At 64.7% G+C, this 17,294-nt stretch carries 20 protein-coding genes; all 20 read right to left on the reverse strand.

Going from position 1 to position 17,294, the window contains the following annotated elements:
- Positions 1-6: 6 nt before the first annotated feature.
- On the reverse strand, positions 7-1,257 hold the full coding sequence (locus QZ378_RS00715; protein ID WP_291256980.1) for a CdaR family protein: 1,251 nt from the start codon (positions 1,255-1,257) through the stop codon (positions 7-9).
- Positions 1,238-2,125 (reverse strand): diadenylate cyclase CdaA, encoded by an 888-nt coding sequence (gene cdaA / locus QZ378_RS00720; RefSeq protein WP_087240279.1) that lies wholly within the window; start codon positions 2,123-2,125, stop codon positions 1,238-1,240. The genes QZ378_RS00715 and cdaA overlap by 20 nt, the downstream gene beginning before the upstream one ends.
- Before the next feature lie 221 nt (positions 2,126-2,346).
- A complete protein-coding gene (locus tag QZ378_RS00725) occupies positions 2,347-3,474 on the reverse strand; it encodes an aminotransferase class V-fold PLP-dependent enzyme (RefSeq protein WP_191528670.1) in 1,128 nt (375 codons plus the stop codon).
- Positions 3,471-3,725, reverse strand: coding sequence for a DUF3343 domain-containing protein (locus tag QZ378_RS00730; RefSeq protein WP_191528671.1), 255 nt, complete (start codon positions 3,723-3,725; stop codon positions 3,471-3,473). The genes QZ378_RS00725 and QZ378_RS00730 overlap by 4 nt, the downstream gene beginning before the upstream one ends.
- A 68-nt stretch (positions 3,726-3,793) precedes the next feature.
- Entirely contained in the window at positions 3,794-4,270 is a 477-nt protein-coding gene (gene ispF, locus QZ378_RS00735) for a 2-C-methyl-D-erythritol 2,4-cyclodiphosphate synthase (protein WP_291256981.1), read from the reverse strand.
- The gene (ispD, locus tag QZ378_RS00740) at positions 4,267-4,995 is read right to left on the reverse strand and encodes a 2-C-methyl-D-erythritol 4-phosphate cytidylyltransferase (RefSeq protein ID WP_291256982.1); all 729 of its coding nucleotides are present in this window, start codon (positions 4,993-4,995) and stop codon (positions 4,267-4,269) included. The genes ispF and ispD overlap by 4 nt, the downstream gene beginning before the upstream one ends.
- 97 nt (positions 4,996-5,092) lie before the next feature.
- The gene (locus QZ378_RS00745) at positions 5,093-5,572 is read right to left on the reverse strand and encodes a CarD family transcriptional regulator (protein ID WP_087236610.1); all 480 of its coding nucleotides are present in this window, start codon (positions 5,570-5,572) and stop codon (positions 5,093-5,095) included.
- 173 nt (positions 5,573-5,745) lie between these two features.
- Entirely contained in the window at positions 5,746-7,692 is a 1,947-nt protein-coding gene (locus QZ378_RS00750) for a bifunctional 4-hydroxy-3-methylbut-2-enyl diphosphate reductase/30S ribosomal protein S1 (RefSeq protein WP_291256983.1), read from the reverse strand.
- Entirely contained in the window at positions 7,689-8,306 is a 618-nt protein-coding gene (locus tag QZ378_RS00755; RefSeq protein WP_191528673.1) for a 1-acyl-sn-glycerol-3-phosphate acyltransferase, read from the reverse strand. The genes QZ378_RS00750 and QZ378_RS00755 overlap by 4 nt, the downstream gene beginning before the upstream one ends.
- Entirely contained in the window at positions 8,303-8,983 is a 681-nt protein-coding gene (cmk, locus tag QZ378_RS00760) for a (d)CMP kinase (protein WP_191528674.1), read from the reverse strand. The genes QZ378_RS00755 and cmk overlap by 4 nt, the downstream gene beginning before the upstream one ends.
- Complete coding sequence (locus QZ378_RS00765; RefSeq protein WP_291256988.1) at positions 8,980-10,197, reverse strand: NAD(P)/FAD-dependent oxidoreductase; 1,218 nt, start codon at positions 10,195-10,197, stop codon at positions 8,980-8,982. The genes cmk and QZ378_RS00765 overlap by 4 nt, the downstream gene beginning before the upstream one ends.
- Before the next feature lie 38 nt (positions 10,198-10,235).
- Positions 10,236-11,105 carry a MurR/RpiR family transcriptional regulator gene (locus tag QZ378_RS00770; protein WP_087236605.1) on the reverse strand — a complete coding sequence of 290 codons (870 nt, stop codon included), beginning with the start codon at positions 11,103-11,105 and terminating at the stop codon, positions 10,236-10,238.
- Positions 11,106-11,246: 141 nt separating this feature from the next.
- Positions 11,247-11,939: a pseudouridine synthase gene (locus QZ378_RS00775; RefSeq protein ID WP_291256984.1), complete on the reverse strand. Its 693-nt coding sequence runs from the start codon at positions 11,937-11,939 to the stop codon at positions 11,247-11,249.
- A gap of 43 nt (positions 11,940-11,982) precedes the next feature.
- Positions 11,983-13,080, reverse strand: a complete 1,098-nt coding sequence (locus tag QZ378_RS00780) for a D-alanyl-D-alanine carboxypeptidase family protein (RefSeq protein ID WP_291256985.1) — start codon at positions 13,078-13,080, stop codon at positions 11,983-11,985.
- A 28-nt stretch (positions 13,081-13,108) separates the two neighbouring features.
- Complete coding sequence (ytfJ, locus tag QZ378_RS00785) at positions 13,109-13,531, reverse strand: GerW family sporulation protein (RefSeq protein ID WP_087236602.1); 423 nt, start codon at positions 13,529-13,531, stop codon at positions 13,109-13,111.
- A 3-nt stretch (positions 13,532-13,534) separates the two neighbouring features.
- Positions 13,535-14,146 carry a DUF2953 domain-containing protein gene (locus tag QZ378_RS00790; RefSeq protein WP_191528677.1) on the reverse strand — a complete coding sequence of 204 codons (612 nt, stop codon included), beginning with the start codon at positions 14,144-14,146 and terminating at the stop codon, positions 13,535-13,537.
- Positions 14,147-14,150: 4 nt separating this feature from the next.
- Entirely contained in the window at positions 14,151-14,813 is a 663-nt protein-coding gene (scpB, locus tag QZ378_RS00795) for an SMC-Scp complex subunit ScpB (RefSeq protein ID WP_087236600.1), read from the reverse strand.
- Positions 14,814-14,859: 46 nt separating this feature from the next.
- Complete coding sequence (locus QZ378_RS00800) at positions 14,860-15,615, reverse strand: segregation/condensation protein A (RefSeq protein ID WP_191528723.1); 756 nt, start codon at positions 15,613-15,615, stop codon at positions 14,860-14,862.
- Between the two features lie 64 nt (positions 15,616-15,679).
- Positions 15,680-16,390 carry a site-2 protease family protein gene (locus QZ378_RS00805; RefSeq protein WP_291256986.1) on the reverse strand — a complete coding sequence of 237 codons (711 nt, stop codon included), beginning with the start codon at positions 16,388-16,390 and terminating at the stop codon, positions 15,680-15,682.
- 3 nt (positions 16,391-16,393) lie between these two features.
- Positions 16,394-17,089 carry a tyrosine-protein phosphatase gene (locus QZ378_RS00810; RefSeq protein WP_191378739.1) on the reverse strand — a complete coding sequence of 232 codons (696 nt, stop codon included), beginning with the start codon at positions 17,087-17,089 and terminating at the stop codon, positions 16,394-16,396.
- Positions 17,090-17,294 lie beyond the last annotated feature (205 nt).

The following is a 17,294-nucleotide window of genomic DNA, read 5'->3' on the forward strand; positions in this document are numbered from 1 at the left end:
TTTTCTCTATGATCTGGTAATGGAGATGGAAACATTGTAGGTACCCACGACCCCCACCTCGCTGCTGCCGTCCAGGTAGACCCGGACGGGCACCGTCCGGGTGCCGGTGGAGGGATCCAGATCGGACAAATCTGCCACGATGCGAATCTGGGAGGCGGTCACGGCATCCAGGGCCTCCTGGGGGCCGCGAACCAGTACGGTGCAGGACTGGGTCACCAGATCTGCCTCGTAACCCGCCGGCTTGTTGATGATCTCAATGTTGTCCACCTCCAAGGTCTTGGTGGACAGGCCCTCCACCCGCACCGTCACGGTGGCCTCCGCCGGGCCGCTGACATTGGTGAGGGATGCGTCCAGATTGATGGGCATCTTCTCGGTCTGGGTGCCGAACACCGTGGACAGGTCGATCTCACCCAGGCTGATGCTGTCCAGCTCGGCCAGATCCGCCGCCTCACCCGAGACGGTAATGGTCAGCGGGTCAATCTCCACCGTGACGTCGTCCTCAGTGGCTCCGCCGCCTGGGATGATGTCCACCGTCAGCTGTACCTCCTTCAGCTGCACAATGGGCAGGGTGGCCAGCACTGTCTCGGGAGAGGTGTCGAGCTGCTCGGCATTGGCAACGGGCTCCCCGTTGGCGTCCACCAGGGTATAGCTGCAATTCTCCATATAGGTGGTGCTCATCTCCTCCTGGGACACCGTCACCAGGGCGTGATCCACCTGGTTTACCAGCTCCTCCTGGCCGCTGACGGTGACCGTCTCCGGTGCAAAGGAGAACTCCTCCCGCTGGTAGCCCTCGGCCACGCTGCCGTTGAACACGCCCTGTACCGGCACGTCCTTGGAGGCCCAGCGGGACACGGTAAAGTCCACGGTTCCCGGGCTGGTATACTGTACGTCGATGGAATCCAGCACCGTGATGGAACGGGGGAAGCTGATGTTCCGGGTGGTGATGGACACGCTCTGTTCTCCCGGCTCAGCGATGCCGGAGACGTCAATGGTGACGGTGGTGTCCCCCTGGTTCAGACGGCGCCACACGTCCCGGGTGGCCCGGATGCGCAGGGACACAGTCTGCTCCGCCCCCTCGGAGATCATCAGCCCCCGCTCCTCCAGACTCTCCAGGCCGCTGTACACCACTTGGACATGGCTCAGAGTGTTGGTCACTTCCGGGTTGGCCTCCCTGCCCACATAGAGCCACAGGACAAAGGCCAGCAGGACGGAGAGAATGACATAAATCCATTTGCTGTTAAGAATCTTCTTTCCCATCCTGCTTATCCCCCTTTACAAAACGGAGCAGGCTGCCCAGCTTGAACTTGGCCGCCGAATCGTCCTGCACCGGCTCTGGCATCAACTCATTGCGCAGCAGCCGCTCCAGCGTCTCCGGCGCCAGGTGGCGCTTGAGCATGCCGCCCACCGCCACGGAGATGGAGCCGGTCTCCTCCGAGACGATGGCCACCACCGCGTCGGTCTGCTCGCTGGCACCGATGCCCGCGCGGTGGCGCATGCCCAGCTCCCGGGACAGGTTCACATTGCCCGACATTGGGAGCATGCAACCCGCGCCCACGATCCGCCCGCCGCGGACAATCACCGCGCCGTCGTGGAGGGGAGCCTTGTTCCAGAAGATATTTTTCAGCAGCTCGGCGTTCACCGTGCAGTCCAGGGCAGTGCCCGTCTTGATGGCGTCGTCCAGCATGTTTTTGCGCTCAAAGACCATCAGCGCGCCGGTCTTGCTCTTGGACAGGGAGGTATAGGCCTCCACCGTCTGGGTGATGGCGCTGTCCAGCTCGTTGCGCTCCTCCTGGTTGTTGAATACATTTCCCAGCGTGGTTCGGCCCATTTTCTCCAGAAAACGGCGGATTTCCGGCTGGAACAGAACCACCAGGGCGATCACGCCCCAGTCCACCACCTGGAGCAGCAGATAACTGATGGTGTTGAGCTGAAAATAGGTGGAGACCAGCAGGGCAGCCAAAAAGAGCAGGATCCCCTTTGCCACCGCACCGGAGTTGGTGCGGCGCATGAACATGATGAACTTGTAGATGATGAAGGACATGATCGCAATGTCGATCACGTCGGAAATTCCAAACGGGGTTACCATACTCCAGAACTGCTGGAGCAAATAGATAATGCCTTCCATGTCCACCGTCTCCCGCTCCCGGCACCGCCGGCGTCATTGTTCCAACACAGACCGCTCAAAGATTCTTTAACCAGTTTATTATACTGTATTCCCAGTCGGTTGGCAAGTAGAAGGGAAATCAATTTTCTGTGAATAAACCTGCGGCGGAGCGGGCACCGGAAAACGGCGCGCCTCCGCGCTGTCGTGCTTCTGAACAACAAAAAAATAGCCGCACCGGGCGGCTATTTTCTGCGCTCTGCCAGCTCGGCCGCCGCCCGGATCAGGCGGCGCAGCTCCTGAGCGGTGTTAAAGGCGGAGACGCTGACGCGGACGGTACCTGTCTCCAGGGTGCCGGCGGAGCGGTGGGCCAGGGGCGCGCAGTGGAGCCCCGCCCGGACGGCGATGCCCCGCCTGCCCAGGGCCTCCCCCGCCGCCTCGCAGTCCATGCCGTCGATCCGGAAGGAGAGCACACCGGCCTGGGCCGCCGGCTCCTCCGCCTGGAACACTGTGATGCCGGGAATCCGGGCCAGTGCCTCCCCCGCCGGACGGAGCAGCCGGCGCTCATGGGCCAGGATGCGCTCCGTCCCCTGGGCCCGGACGTAGCGGAGGCCCTCCAGCAGTCCGGCGATGCCCGGCATGTTGTGGGTGCCCGCCTCCAGCCGGTCGGGGAGGAACTCCGGCATGTCCTGGAGGGCGGAGGCGCTGCCCGTGCCCCCCTGGAGAAGGGGCTTTGTCTCCGCGCCGCACAGCAGCAGGCCGGTGCCCTGGGGGCCGTAGAGGCCCTTGTGCCCCGGCATGGCGATGAAGGCCGCCCCCAGCTCTCCCATCCGCACCGTCAGGCAGCCGGCGGACTGGGAGGCGTCCAGCACAAAGGGGATGCCCCGTGCCCGGCACAGGGCGGCGATCTCCCCAACCGGCAGCACGAAGCCGAATACATTGGACACGTGGGTGCAGAGCACCGCCTTCACGTCCCCGTCCAGCTGCCGCTCAAAGGCCGCCAGCTGGGCCTCCCGGTCAAAAAGGGATGCCTCCGCCACCCGCACCTCCGCCCCCAGGGCGCGGAGGGGGCGGGTAACGGCGTTGTGCTCATAGCCGGAGATCACCACCGCGTCCCCCGGCTCCAGCAGGGAGCGGATGGCGATATTCAGGCCGTGGGTGGCGTTGAAGGTAAACACCACCTGCTCCGGGTTCTCCAGCTGGAAAAGCTCCGCCGCAACCCGGCGGCAGGCGAAGGCCGTCTCCGCCGCGGCCATGGCGGGGGCGTGGCCGCCCCGCCCCGGGGTAGCCAGATGGTTCACCGCCCGGGCCATGGCCCGGGCCACGGCGGACGGCTTCTGCAGGGTGGTGGCTGCGCTGTCCAGATAGATCATAACAGCACCTCTTTATAGCCGCCGTCCCCGGATATGATATAGATCCGCCTGGGGGAGAGCCCCACCCGCTCCAGTACCAGCAGCGCGCGGGCCAGATTCCGCTCCGACACCTTGACGGAGTGGCTGCACCCCTCGCCGGCGATGATTCTGGGCGAGCGGAGAATATAGGCCGTGATGCCCGCCCGCTCCAGGGCGGCCGCCGTCCGCTGGGCGTAGGTTAGCGAACGGCACACGATGAGATAGTAGACCATAGCAAAACGCTCCTCTCGTGCCAGTGTATGCACGAAAGGAGCGTCGGGTTCTGCCCCGTTGTCTGCGGTCAGCCGTCCTCCTCCACCAGGCAGACGGCGTGGGCGGCCATGCCCTCCCCCGCACCGGTAAAGCCCAGTCTCTCCTCGGTGGTGGCCTTGACGCTCACCCGGGACAGGGGCACCTGGAGCCGGTCGGCCAGGTTCCGGCGGATGGCGGGCAGGTGGGGGGCCAGCTTGGGGGCCTGGGCCAGCACGGTGGCGTCCACATTGCCCACCCGGAATCCCTGGGCATGGAGCCGGGACATCACCTCGTCCAGCAGTCGGAGGCTGTCCGCCCCGGCGTAGGCCGGGTCGCTGTCCGGGAACAGATGGCCGATATCCCCCAGGGCGCAGGCCCCCAGCAGGGCGTCCATCACCGCGTGGGTGAGCACATCCGCGTCGGAGTGGCCCAGCAGCCCCCGCTCATAGGGGATCTCCACGCCGCCCAAAATCAGCTTTCGCCCCTCCACCAGCCTATGTACATCATAGCCGTGTCCGATTCTCACTGCTCTTCCCTCCATGCCAGAAGCGCCTCCGCCACCGCCAGATCCTCCGGGGTGGTGAGCTTCAGATTGCAGTAGTCCCCCTCTGTCAGGGCCACGCCGATGCCCAGCCGCTCCACCGCGGCGCAGTCGTCGGTGAGCTCCGCCCCGTCCTCCAGGGCCTTTTGCAGCGCGGTTTTGATCAGATCCACCTGGAATACCTGGGGGGTCTGCACCGCCCGCAGCTCGGCCCGATCCAGGGTGGCCGTCACCAGCCCGTCCCGCGCCCGCTTTACCGTGTCCTTCACCGGCACCGCCGGGGCCGCCGCGCCGCACTCCGAGGCCCGGCGGATCACCGCCTCCAGCACCGCCTGGCTCACCAAGGGCCGGGCCCCGTCGTGGATGGCAGCCAGCTCCGCGTCCGGGGAGAGCTCCCCCAGGCCGGCCAGCACCGAGTGGCTGCGGGTCGCCCCGCCCACGATCACCTTGCGCACCTTCTCCAAAGCGGCATCCCGGCACAGCTGGCCGATGGGGACGATCAGCTCCTCCCGGGTCACCACCACAATCTCCGTGATGTAGGGACAGGCATCCAGGGCCCGCAGGGTGTGCAGCAGCACCGGCTGCTCCCCCAGAGGGAGCAGCAGCTTATCCTTCCCCATGCGGGTGGAGCTCCCCGCAGCCGGCACCACGGCGGAGCAGCGCAGCTCCTCCCGCCGCCGCCGGAACAGGCGGCCCAGCAGTCCGGCCATGTCCATCTCTCCTTTCAAAAAAAGGGAGCCTCTTCGGCTCCCCCCTCCAATTGATTTTGCCCGGCCGGGCGGTTCCGCAGAACCGCCCCCTACAGACTTATTGGGCCAGGGCGGTATTTATGCGCGCCTCCACCTCGTCATAGCTGGAATTCTGGGAGAGGACGATCTCGGAGATCAGGATCTGCTTGGCAGAGTGGAGCATCTTCCGTTCCCCCGTGGACAGCCCCCGTTCCCCCTCCCGGAGCATCAGGCCCTTGACCACCCGGGCCACCTCCAGCAGATTGCCGCTTTTCAGGCGCAGCATGTTCTCCCGGTAACGCTGGTTCCAGTTGGGAATCATGTCCACCTTGATGCCCGGAATGGCCGCGATGACCCGGTCGGCCTCCTCGCCCTTAATGACGGGCCGCACGCCGATCTCCTCGCTGTTGGCCGTGGGGATCATCACCAGCATGCCGCCCACCGGCAGCTTGAGAATATAGTAATCTCTGACGACGCCGTTGACTTTCTTCTGCACGATGCTGTCAATCACGCCGGCACCATGCATCGGATGGACAATTTTGTCTCCCACCTGAAACACGTTTCCACCTCCCAGCAGAACATTCCGTTTCGTATACCTCCAATTTTACCCTACGTAATGTATTATAGTCGCCTTTTTTCCCCTTTGCAAGCCGTTTCCTGTTTATTTTTTGTAAATCCGAAAAAAACAGCGCCATTTCCACAGGAAATGGCGCTGTTTGGTCAATCAGGTGATTACTCTTCGTTGACGTCCTCGTCCTCGGCGGCGGGCTCCTCCAGGAGCGCGCGGATGGACAGGGAGACCTTCTCGTGCTCGTAGTCGATGTCGATGATCTTCACATCCACCATCTGGCCCTCGCTGAGCACGTCGCCGGGCTTGTCGATGCGGTGATCCGCGATCTGGGAGATGTGGATCAGGCCGTCCACGCCGGGGACGATCTCGGCAAAGGCGCCGAAGGTCATCAGCTTGACGATGCGGACGTTGGCCACGTCACCCACGTTGTACTTGCCGGTAAAAATCTCCCAGGGGTTCTGGGTGCGATCCTTCATGCCCAGAGAGATCTTCTTCTTCTCCTTGTCGAAGGAGATGACATACACGTCCACGGTGTCGCCCACGCTCACCACCTCAGAGGGGTGCTTGATGCGGGACCAGGACAGCTCGGAGATGTGAACCATGCCGTCCACGCCGCCGATGTCCACGAAGGCGCCGTAAGAGGTCAGGCTCTTGACGGTGCCGGTGTAGTGCTTGCCCTCCTCGATGTTCTCCCACACCTCGGCGGCCTTGGCGGCGCGCTCCTCGGCCTCCACGGCACGGATGGAGCCCACCACGCGCTTGCGGGCGCGGTTGACCTCGGTGATGCGCAGGCGCACCTTCTGCTTGACCAGCTGGCTCATGGGAGTGTCCCGGGGCAGGCCGGTCTGGGAGGCGGGCACAAAGACGCGCACGCCCTTGATGTTGACGACAACGCCGCCCTTGTTCTCCTCGGTGACCACACCCTCGACGGTGGTGCGCTCCTCGCGGGCCTGCTCAATGTCCTCCCAGCTCTTGACCGTGTCAAGGCGCTTCTTGGAGAGGGTGACCACACCCTCCTGGTCGTTCACGCGCATGACATAGGTCTCAATCTCGTCGCCGACTTTTACCAGATCCTCAACCTTGACCGTAGGGTCGTCGGTCAGCTCGGACACCGGTATGTAGCCGGCGTGCTTAGTCCCAAGATCCACATAGATCTCAGTGGGCGTAATGCCAGTGACAACGCCTGTGACCTTCTCCCCTGTATGCAAAGTTTTGATCGACTTCTCCAGCATTTCAGCAAAGGATTCCTCGATCTCAATGTTTTCGTCGCTCATTTTGTCATAGACCTCCTTTATAATCCACTCAGGCGTGGACGCGCCCGCAGTGATTCCAATAGAAGCCTTCCGACACAGGGTGGAAGGTTCCAGCTCTGCCGCCCGTTCGATCCAAACCACCATGGGGCAGAGCGCCCCGCATAGTTCCGCCAGCCGTTTGGTGTTGGAGCTCTCCCGTCCTCCGATGACGACCACAGCATCGGATCGCGCGGCAAGCGCCTGGGCCTCAGACTGCCGTTTACACGTAGCATTACATATTGTATCAAAAATTTTTAAGTTTGTACACTCTTTTTTTGCTTTTTCTACGCAGGAATCCCAAATAAATCGGGTGGAGGTGGTTTGGGACACCATGGTGAGGGGCATTTCCCGCCGCTCCGGGGCGTCATCCAGCCAGTTTGACAGGGCCGCCGCCCCCTCCAGCACCACGGGATGGGCGCACCAGCCGGCAATGGCGGCCACCTCCGGATGGGTGGGCGTGCCGATGATCAGCACCTGCCGCCCCTCCCCCTCCGCCTGGGACACAATGCCGTGGATGCGGGATACGTTGGGACAGGTGGCGTCAATCACCGTGCACCCACGGGCGGCCAGGGCCTCGTGGACGGCCCTCCCCTCCCCGTGGGAGCGGATGAGCACGGCGCTTCCCTCCGGGATCTCCTCCATCGAGGCGGCCAGGCCCACGCCCATGGCCTCCAGCCGGGAGATCTCGTCCCGGTTGTGGATGATGGGCCCCAGCATGACGCAGGGTCTGCCCTGTCCCGCCGCCTCCTCCGCCAGCTGCACCGCCCGGCGGACGCCGTAGCAGAAGCCGGCGGTTCTGGCCAGCTCGACTCTCATCGGCCGGCCTGAGGCTTCAACGCCTCAATGCGCTCCATCAGATCATCCGCCACAGCGTGATAGTCCTCCTGGGTGGGCTTGCGCCCCTCCGGCACCTTTGGATAGTATGCCTCGCCGAACACCACGGGATTCCACCGGAAGAATCTTTTTTCCGCCGGTAAGTAGATGGGGATGATGGGCACGCCGGTGCGCAGAGCCAGCATGGCCGCGCCGGTCTTGGCGTCGCCGAAGTCGCCGTCCTGGTGGCGGGTGCCCTCGGGGAACATGAGGAGCAGTTCATCGTTCTTCAGGTACTTGATGGAGGTCTTGATGGCGGCCACATCCGCCTTGCCCCGCTTGACGCCGAAGATGCCGCCGTGGCGGAGCACCCAGCCGATGAAGGGCCAGTGCATGATCTCCTCTTTTGCCATCACATGGATCTGATAGCGCCACCCCAGGGCATAGGCGATGAACAGGGGGTCGTTGGTGCGGGTATGGTTGGCGCACAGCAGCGCGCCCCCCCTGGGGCGGTTCTGCTTATTGATGCACCGGGTGGGCATCACAATACGAAACACCACCCAGAGTACAATATAGGCAATACAGTAGACAAGGTTCTTCTTTGGCTTCTTATTCATGCATGCAGCCGCTCCTTTATGGTGTCCAGCAGGACGCCCAGACTCTTCTCCAGAGAGTTGCCGGTGGTGTCCACCAGCAGAGCGTCCTCTGCCTGCCGCAGGGGGGCGGCGGCCCGCCTGGTATCGTGCTCATCCCGCTGAATCACATCCCGCAGGACGGTATCATAGTCGGTCTCCTGCCCCCGCTGGCGCAGCTCCTCATAGCGCCGGCGGGCCCGGTCTTCCGGAGAGGCGGTAAGGAAGATCTTCACGTCGGCCCGGGGCAGCACCACGGTGCCAATGTCCCGGCCGTCCATAATCACGTCGTGGGTGCGGGCCAGCTCCCGCTGGCGCTCCAGCAAAAAGTCCCGCACCGCCGGGATGGCAGAGATACAGGAGGTATACCGGGAGATCTCATGCTGACGGATGGCGTCGGTCACGTCCTCGCCGTCCAGGTACATGTGCTGCAGGCCGTCCCCGCCGTATTTCAGCTCGATGTTCAGGCCGGGCAGCAGGGCGGTCACCGCCGCCCCGTCCTCCGGATCCACCCCCTCCCGGTAGGCCTTCAGCCCCACCGTGCGATAGATCGCCCCGGTGTCTACGTACAAAAAGCCCAGCTCCTTGGCCAGCAGCTTGGCCAGCGTGGATTTCCCCGCCCCGGACGGCCCGTCCACGGCGATGCTCTTGTGCTCTGTCATGGGTTGCTTCCTCCTCGGTTTTCAGTGCGGGACAGGGCGGCGGCCTCCCCGGCCGCCCGGCCGGTGGACCAGGCGAGCTGCAGGTTGAAGCCGCCGGTATAGGCATCCACGTCCAGCACCTCTCCGGCAAAATAGACGCCGGGAGCCAGCTTGGACGCCATGGTGGTGGGGTTGACCTCCGACACCTTGACCCCGCCGGAGGTGACGATGGCCTCCTCCACCGGGCGGGGCCCCTTGATGTCGATGCGCAGGCACTTGAGGGTATCCAGCAGTCGGCGGCGCTGGGCCTTGGTCACAGAATGTGCCTTCTCCTCCGCCGGGATGCCGGTGAGCTCTACCAGCACCGGCACCATCAGCCGGGGCACCAGCCCTTCCAGCACATTGTGGAAATCCCGGTTGGCGTTTTCCTCCAGATCCCGGAGCAGCCGCTTGTCCAGCTTTTCCTCGTCCAGGGCGGGCTTGAGATCCAGGTTGATGTAATAGTGCTCCTTCTCAAAATCCCGCATGTGGGCGCTGGCGCTGAGAATCAGCGGCCCGGACAGGCCGAAGTGGGTGAACAGCAGCTCCCCCTGCTCGGCGTAGACCGCCTTTTTCTTCCCGTTTCGCACCTGGATGGCCACGTTGCGCAGGGACAGGCCCTGCATCCTGGCGCAGAAATCCTGCTCTGCCACCAGGGGCACCAGGCTGGGCCTGGGGGGCAGAACGGTGTGCCCCACGCTGCGGGCCAGCGCATAGCCGTCGCCGGTGGAGCCGGTGAGCGGGTAGGACACCCCGCCGGTGGCGATCACCGCCGCCCCGCCAGGGTAGAAGCCGCCCTCCCCTTCCACGCCCAGAAGGACGCCGTCCTCCCGCCGCAGGGACACGGCCCGATCCTGCACCACGGACACCCCCGCCCGGCGCAGGGCGCGGAGCAGGGCGTCGATGATGTCGGCGGCCTTGTCCGACCGGGGAAAGACCCGGTTCCCCCGCTCCGTCTTCAGCGGAACGCCCAGGCCCTCAAAAAACGCCTTCACCGCCTCCGGCGGGAAGCGGGTGACGGCGCTGGTGAGGAATCGGCTGTTGTGGGGGACGTTTTGGAGCACCTCCTGCACCGTGCAGTCGTTGGTCACGTTGCAGCGGCCCTTGCCGGTGATGTACAGCTTGCGCCCCAGCTTGGGGTTGCGCTCCAGCAGGGTGACGGAGGCCCCCCTTTGGGCGGCGGCAAGGGCGGCCATGCATCCGGCCGCGCCGCCGCCGACAACAATCACATCATTCAATGGTTCTCTTCCACCTTCTCATAGACCTGATACTCATCCCAGATCTGCTCCAGCGTCTCAAAGGTCTGGGAGAGATCGTCGTTCTTCTTGCGCCCGATGGCCACGATCAGGGCATTGACCAGGGACAGCGGGGCCACCAGGGAGTCCACGAAGGAGGCCATGTCGCTCTTGGCCAGCAGCTTCAGCGTGGAGATGGGGGCCAAAGGCGAGGTCTCGCTGTCGGTGAGGGCGATGGTGGTGGCCCCCCGGTCGCTGGCAAACTGCATGGCCGTCACCGTCCGGCGGGAATACCGGGGGAAGCTGATGCCGATCACCACATCCCCGGGCCCCACCCGTAGCAACTGCTCGAACACCTCACTGGTGGAGGTGGAGTGCACCACCGTCACATGGTCGAAGATCAGGTTGAAGTAGAAGCCCAGGAAGCTGGCCAGGGCCGCCGCCGAGCGCACGCCTAAAATATAGATGTGCCGGGCCGCCACAATGGCGTCCACCGCCCGGTTGAAGTGCTCCCGGTCTGTCTCCTCCAAGGTCATGCGGATCTTTTCCATGTCCGACTGCATCACCATGGACAGGATATCCTGATCGCCGATGCGGTCGTTGGACACCTCGATGCGCTGGATGGAGGTGAGCTTAGAGCGGATCATCTCCTGGAGGGCCTTCTGCATGGCGGGATAGCCGTCATAGCCCAGTTCGGCGGCAAAGCGCACCACCGTGGACTCGCTGACGCGGACGGTCTTGCCCAGGCGGCTGGCGGTCATGAAGGCCGCCTTGTCATAGGACTCCAGAATGAAATTGGCAATCAGCTTCTGTCCCTTGGAGAAGGTGGGCATATTGCCCTGAATCACCGATAAAATGTCGTTGGACATGGATGGATCCCCCTACTGTCTGTCCGCTCCGGCGGGAGTGGCGCCCAGACGCGGATTTCAATCTTCTTTATCATACCGGGTCTGGCGGGGAAAAGCAATCCCCTTTTGCAAGTTTTTCTCCCAATCTTGCAAAGAGGGGCGTCACAGGCCCAGCAGGCGGAGCTCCTCCGCCGTCAGGCGGCGCCACTTCCCCGGCGGCAGGGTGCCCAGTCGGAGCGCCCCCTCCCGCACCCGCTTCAGGCGGCGCACCCTCAGTCCGGCGGCGGCGCACATGCGCCGCACCTGGCGGTTGCGCCCCTCGTGGATCACCACGGAGAGCAGCCCGGGCCCCAGCTCCTCCACCCGGGCCGGGTGGAGCGGGATCCCGTCCAGCTCCATGGGGCCCCGCAGCACCGGCAGGGCGGCGGCCACATCCCCCTCCACCTGGACGTGGTACTCCTTCTCCACCTCATGGCTGGGGTGGATGAGCCGCTGGGTGAGCGCCCCGTCGTCGGTGAGGAGCAGCAGGCCCTCCGAGTCCAGATCCAGCCGCCCCACCGGCCACACCCGGGCGCCGCAGTCCGCCACCAGCTCCGCCACGGTTTTTCTCCCCTTCTCGTCGGACAGGGTGGTCACATAGCCCCTGGGCTTGTTGAGCATCACATAAGTACGGCGGGCCGGCCCCGCCAGGAGCCGCCCGTCCACCCGGATCTCGTCCCGCTCCGGGTCGGCCTTGTCCCCCACCTGGGCAGTGCGGCCGTTCACCGTCACCCGTCCGGCGGCCAGCCAGTCCTCCGCCGCCCGCCGGGAGGCCACGCCGCGGGCGGACAGGATTTTTTGCAGCCGCTCCTCCACGGCGCGTCCCTCCTTTTATAGGTTACAACAGAAAGATTCCTCGCTATGCCCCGCCGCGGAGGCGGTTCAAAAGCCCTTCCAGCAGGCCGGGGCCGGCCCGGTCGTCGGACACGGACTGGTTGTACACCAGCTCGGTCTCCCCGATCACCTCTCCGTCCAGGGTGAACACCAGCTGTCCTGCCGTCTCCCCCGCCTGGACAGGGGCCGTCACCGCCTGGGGCAGTTCGATTTTTGCCTCCACCCGCTCCCCTTCCGTCAGGGGATAATACACGTCGGAGACCGTCTCCACCGGCACAAACCGGCACAGGCTCCCCGAAACCGGCACCGCGGACACCGCCCGGCCCGCCAGGGCCAGCATGGTATTGGGATAGCCGGCAAAGCCGTAGTCAAACAGGGCGGCGTGATCCGCCCAGTCGTTGCGGTCATTGAGGGTGACGGCAATCAGGGTCTGGCCGTCCCGCTCCGCGCTGGACACCAGGGTGCGCCCCGCCGCCTCGGTATAGCCGGTCTTGAGGCCGGTGCACCCCTCGTACTGCCACAGCAGCTTGTTGTGGTTGGTGAGGGAGCGGCCTGCCACAGAGACGGATCGGGTGCTGACGATGCGGGCCAGGGTCTCGTGCTCCAGCACCGCCCGGGCCAGGCGGGCCATGTCGGCGGCGGTGGAGTAGTGCCCCTCCTCGTTCAGGCCGCTGGGGTTGGTAAAACGGCTGTGCTCCATCCCCAGCTGAGCCGCCTTCTCGTTCATCCAGGCCGCAAAGGTCTCGCTGTCCCCGGCGCAGTATCCGGCGATGGCCGTGGCCGCGTCGTTGCCCGACACCAGCAGCAGGCCGTAGAGCAGCGCCTCCAGGGTGAGCTTCTCCCCCGCCTTCAGGTACATGGAGGAGCCCTCGATGCCCGTCCACTCCGACCGGATGGTGACCACATCGGACAGCTCCGGATGGCACTCCACCGCCACCAGGGCGGTCATCAGCTTGGTGATGCTGGCGATGGGCCGCTCCTCGTCGGCATTTTGGGCGTAGAGCACCCGGCCGCTCCCGCCGTCGATCAAAATGGCGGAGGCGGCCGACGTGGACGGCCCCGCCGCGTCGGCGGCGGGGCACAGCAGTACCAGAACCAGCAGAAGAGCGGAGACGCGCTTCAAGGGACATCACCTCGGGCAGAAGATGCCCTTAGTATGTCTCTCCCGTCTCCCCTTTATCCTGGCCCTTGGCCTGCTGCTTCTCGATGAAGTCGGTGACCTTGTCCACCACCTCGGGCACCATCTCCACCACACGATCCACGGTGGTGGCCGCCGGGGGCGCCACGGGCATCAGCTTCACCGTGTCCCCCTTGACGATCAGGAAGGCCACCGGGGACAGGTTCATCCCCGCGCCGCTGCCGCCGCCGAAGGAGTTGTCAGCCTCCGGCTTCTGGTTTTTGGAGACAAAGTCGCTGCCGCCGGAGGCAAAGCCCACCGTCAGGCGGGAGATGGGGATGATGGTCACATTCCCCGCCTGGATGGGCTTGCCCACGATGGTGTTCACATCCGCAATCTCCCGGAGCTTCTGCATGGTGGTGCTCATGAGGTCGTCAATGGGATGCTGCTTTTCCATAGCTTAAACCGCCTCTTTCTGTCTGGCCGGGGCCTTGGCCCCGGAGTTGGATTGGGAATTCAGTTTGAGAAACCCCGCGGCCAGCCGCAGGGCCAGGGAGATGGCCTGGGCCACGGTGAGGGTGGCCGCCGCGGAGAGGGCAACCTCCGGCCGCTGGGCGTTGAAGTCCACCCGGGTGCGGATGTCCCTGTCCTTCACGTTAAAATTCTGCTCCACCAGGGGCCAGATCATACCCACCGCCGCATTGGCCCCGCCGAACATCAGGGCCGCCGACGCCGGGTCGGATGCCGCGGCGGTGAACTCCAGGGTAAAGCTGTCGATGCGGATCTTCCGCTTCAAACGCCCTGCCGCGTCGGTGATCAGCGGCAGGTACTGCCTGAGCTGGGCCAGCGGGCTTGCCTTCTCCTTGGGCTTGTCCGGCTCTTTTTTCTTCTTTTTCCGCTTTTGCGGCTTCTCCGGCCTGGGCGGACGCGGATAGGCCTGAATCCGCAGAGGCCCTGCCTTGACGCGCACGCACAGGCCCTGGGCGGTGTAGTCCACCGCCGCTCCCAGGCGGATCTGGCCCAGGAGCACCAGGGCCAGCACCACCGCGGCCAGGATCACAAGGGCTGTCATGGGCTTATTGCGCCTCCTCCGTCTGGGCCAACTCCCGGGCGGCCTGGAGGATCTCCTCCTCCGTCACATCGGCCGTCTCCCCTTCCGCCTGTTCCTCCGCCTGGAGCTTCTCCAGCGCCGCCTGCATCTCTAGGGTGATCTGTCCGTCCTCCGGGGATGCGTTGGGCAGCTCGGGCAGCTCCTCCAGGCTGGACAGGCCGAAGGCGCGCAGGAAGTTCTGGGTGGTGCGGTACTGGATGGGCCGGCCGGGCACCGCCAGACGGCCGCACTCCTCGATGAGCTCCCGCTCCAGCAGCAGGCCCACGGTGTAGGAGCTGTCCACCCCCCGGATCTGATCCACATAGGCCCGGGTGACGGGCTGGTAGTAGGCGATGATGGCCAGCACCTCCAGGGCGGGCTGGCTCAGGCGGGCGGGCCGCCGGCTCTCAAACGCCCTGCGGATATAGGGGGCGAACTCCGGCGCGGAGCAGAGCTGATAGCTGCTGTCCAGCTTCAGAAGCCGGATGCCCCGCCGCTCATAGCTGTAGGCGTCCGCCAGACGCTGGCACACCGCGTCCGCCGTGGCCCGGTCGATCTCCAGGGCCAGGCAGATGCGCTCCACCCCCACCGGCTCCCCCGCCGCGAAGAGAATACCCTCGATGGCGGATTCAATTTCCTTCAATTCCATAGTATAACCCCAATCTGCCCCGTTGTAACCCGGCAGTGATGTTCCCCTACTCCGCCGTCTCAGCGTCGGTGGTCAGCTCCAGCTCTCCCGCCGCCCCCTCCTCGGTGCAGGTGACGGTGCAGTCGGTCTCCGTGCCCGCCAGGCGCAGCCGCCGGGCCTTGCACAGCTCCAGCACGGCGATGAAGGTGGCCACCACCTCAGAGCGGCTGCGGTTGCCCTTGAACAGGGCCCGGAACCGGGTCACGCCGAAGCGGCTGAGCCGATCCAGGATCTCGCTGGCCTTGTCCGCCACCGGGTAGGGCTCCCGGCCCACGATCCCCTCGAAGGCGGCCATGGGGGGCGGCAGGCGGTGATCCGCCCGCTCCAGCACCGACATCATAGCCCGCACCAGATCCTCCGGCTTATGGACATAGCGGTAGGTCTTCTCCACCGGCATGGGCTCCGGCGTCTTGGTCAGGTAGTCCCGGCCGATGGCGTAGCGGTCGGACAACTCCGGCACCACCGCCTTGATTTTGGCAAAGTTCTCGTGGCGCTGGTGCTCCTCCAGGGAGGCAATGAGCTGTTCCATCTCGGACAGGGCCTCCTCGTCGTGGATGGACAGGAGCATCCTGGTCTTGATGAACACCAGCTGGGCCGCCATGGTGACGAACTCGCTGGCCACCTCCAGATCCAGTTCCTTCCGCCGGGCCATCCACGCCAGGTACTGATCCAGGATCAGGGAGATCTGGATGTCCTTGATCTCCATTTTATTCTTGCTCAGCAGGTGTAGGATCAAATCCAGAGGGCCGTTGAAGTCCTCCATCTCCTCATCCCGTGCCTTGACCACCTTTTCCAGGTGAAAAATCGGCGTTTCGATGGCGCTCACCTCAAAACAGTTGAAAGATACTGGCCGCGTCCTGGAACACCAGCAGGGCCCCCATGGGCATGCCGGTCACGGCGCAGAAGCCCTGGAGCACGTGGAGCATGAGGAAGGACAGGGGCCGGTCAAACGCCCCCAGCAGCACCAGGACAATCAGCACCCCCATGACGTACTTCTCATAGCGCAGGATGGTGTAATACGCCCGGTCGGGCAGCAGGGCGAACAGGATCTTGGAGCCGTCCAGGGGGGAGATCGGGATCAGGTTGAACAGCCCCATGCCCACGCCCAACAGGGCCAGGTTGGACAGCAGGCACAGCACCGCCACCCACACCGGGTGGAGCGGGGCGATGTGGTAGATCAGAGAGGCAACCGCCGTGGCCGCCAGGGCGGTGAGGAAGTTGGCCGCCGGCCCGGCCAGGGCGGTGAGGGCCATGCCCTGCTTGGGGTGCTTGAAATAGCGCATATCCACCGGTACCGGCTTGGCCCAGCCCACCTTGGCGATGAGCATCATCAGCAGTCCGAAGAGATCCAGGTGCTTGATGGGGTTGAGGGTGAGCCGCCCGACGTTTTTTGCGGTGGGATCCCCCAGCCGCCAGGCCACGAAACCGTGGGACAGCTCGTGCAGGGTGATGCACAGCAATGCCGCCGCCGCGCTGATGAGCAGGGTGAGCAGGCCCCACCAGTCCATGCCCCGGACAAATTGTGATACAGAACCCAAATACTATTCCTCCAACAGCCTGCGCCGGAGCCGGTCCAGCTGTTCCTTCGACAGCCCGGCGGCGCGCAGGTAGTCCGGCACAGAGCCGTAGGCCCCCTCCAGCCGGTTCAGGCAGTCCTCCAGATACTCCGTCCGGGAGGCCCCCACATAGGCAGGCAGGTTTTCCTGTGTCTGCCTCATCCACTGGATCACGGGGCGGATGTAGGTCTCCGAAACCTGGTAGTCGGCCAGAATGTCCAGCCGATCCACCCCCGCCAGGGTGAGCAGTAGGGCGGCCACGCAGCCGGTGCGGTCTTTGCCCGCCATGCAGTGGAAGAGCACGCCGCCGGGGGCGTCCGCGATGGCCGCCAGCACGGCGGCCACCTCCTCCTTCCGCTCCAGCATCTGGAAGTACCCCCAGCCCACCAGCTCCTCCTCATGGGGCAGCTTCACGCCCCCGGACAGGGGGAGATGGCGGTAGGCAAAGCCGGGCTGTCCGGCCAGCTCGTCGGGCAGCTTCTCAATCTCCGCCGGGCTGCGCAGGTCGATCACCGTGGTGATCCCCCGCTCCAGCAGCCAATCCCGGTCGGCCTGGGAGAGCCCCGCCGGGTTGTCGCCCCGGAGCAGCCGCCCCCACCGGGTGGTCTTCCCGCCGGACGCAGGATAGCCGCCCAGATCCCGCAGATTCAGCATCTTTCCAAGCCGGATGCGGCGGTACATGCCCTTTCCCCCTTCCGCCGCCCCTCCGGGCGGCTGATACGGTAAAGTCAATTATAGCAAATTCCCCCGAAAAGCACAAGGGGATGCCCGCCGTTCCGCCGGAGAGAACCTGTAGGAGTACAATACATATTGGACAGGAGAATAAAAAAAGATGAAGGATAAGGCCTCATCGGTTAAAGTTGGAGTTGCAGACAACAACTTGACG

This window comes from Flavonifractor sp., assembly GCF_019422385.1.
GTDB classification, from domain to species: Bacteria; Bacillota; Clostridia; order Oscillospirales; family Oscillospiraceae; genus Flavonifractor; species Flavonifractor avistercoris.

Excerpts from the sequence above, each read along its gene's own strand:
- QZ378_RS00715 (WP_291256980.1), bottom strand. The coding sequence starts at position 1,257 with ATGGGAAAGAAGATTCTTAACAGCAAATGGATTTATGTCATTCTCTCC.
- cdaA (WP_087240279.1), bottom strand. The coding sequence starts at position 2,125 with ATGGAAGGCATTATCTATTTGCTCCAGCAGTTCTGGAGTATGGTAACC.
- QZ378_RS00725 (WP_191528670.1), bottom strand. The coding sequence starts at position 3,474 with ATGATCTATCTGGACAGCGCAGCCACCACCCTGCAGAAGCCGTCCGCC.
- QZ378_RS00730 (WP_191528671.1), bottom strand. The coding sequence starts at position 3,725 with ATGGTCTACTATCTCATCGTGTGCCGTTCGCTAACCTACGCCCAGCGG.
- ispD (WP_291256982.1), bottom strand. The coding sequence starts at position 4,995 with ATGGCCGGACTGCTGGGCCGCCTGTTCCGGCGGCGGCGGGAGGAGCTG.
- QZ378_RS00750 (WP_291256983.1), bottom strand. The coding sequence starts at position 7,692 with ATGAGAGTCGAGCTGGCCAGAACCGCCGGCTTCTGCTACGGCGTCCGC.
- QZ378_RS00755 (WP_191528673.1), bottom strand. The coding sequence starts at position 8,306 with ATGAATAAGAAGCCAAAGAAGAACCTTGTCTACTGTATTGCCTATATT.
- cmk (WP_191528674.1), bottom strand. The coding sequence starts at position 8,983 with ATGACAGAGCACAAGAGCATCGCCGTGGACGGGCCGTCCGGGGCGGGG.
- QZ378_RS00765 (WP_291256988.1), bottom strand. The coding sequence starts at position 10,197 with ATGGCCGCCCTTGCCGCCGCCCAAAGGGGGGCCTCCGTCACCCTGCTG.
- QZ378_RS00770 (WP_087236605.1), bottom strand. The coding sequence starts at position 11,105 with ATGTCCAACGACATTTTATCGGTGATTCAGGGCAATATGCCCACCTTC.
- ytfJ (WP_087236602.1), bottom strand. The coding sequence starts at position 13,531 with ATGGAAAAGCAGCATCCCATTGACGACCTCATGAGCACCACCATGCAG.
- QZ378_RS00790 (WP_191528677.1), bottom strand. The coding sequence starts at position 14,146 with ATGACAGCCCTTGTGATCCTGGCCGCGGTGGTGCTGGCCCTGGTGCTC.
- scpB (WP_087236600.1), bottom strand. The coding sequence starts at position 14,813 with ATGGAATTGAAGGAAATTGAATCCGCCATCGAGGGTATTCTCTTCGCG.
- QZ378_RS00800 (WP_191528723.1), bottom strand. The coding sequence starts at position 15,615 with ATGGAGGACTTCAACGGCCCTCTGGATTTGATCCTACACCTGCTGAGC.
- QZ378_RS00810 (WP_191378739.1), bottom strand. The coding sequence starts at position 17,089 with ATGTACCGCCGCATCCGGCTTGGAAAGATGCTGAATCTGCGGGATCTG.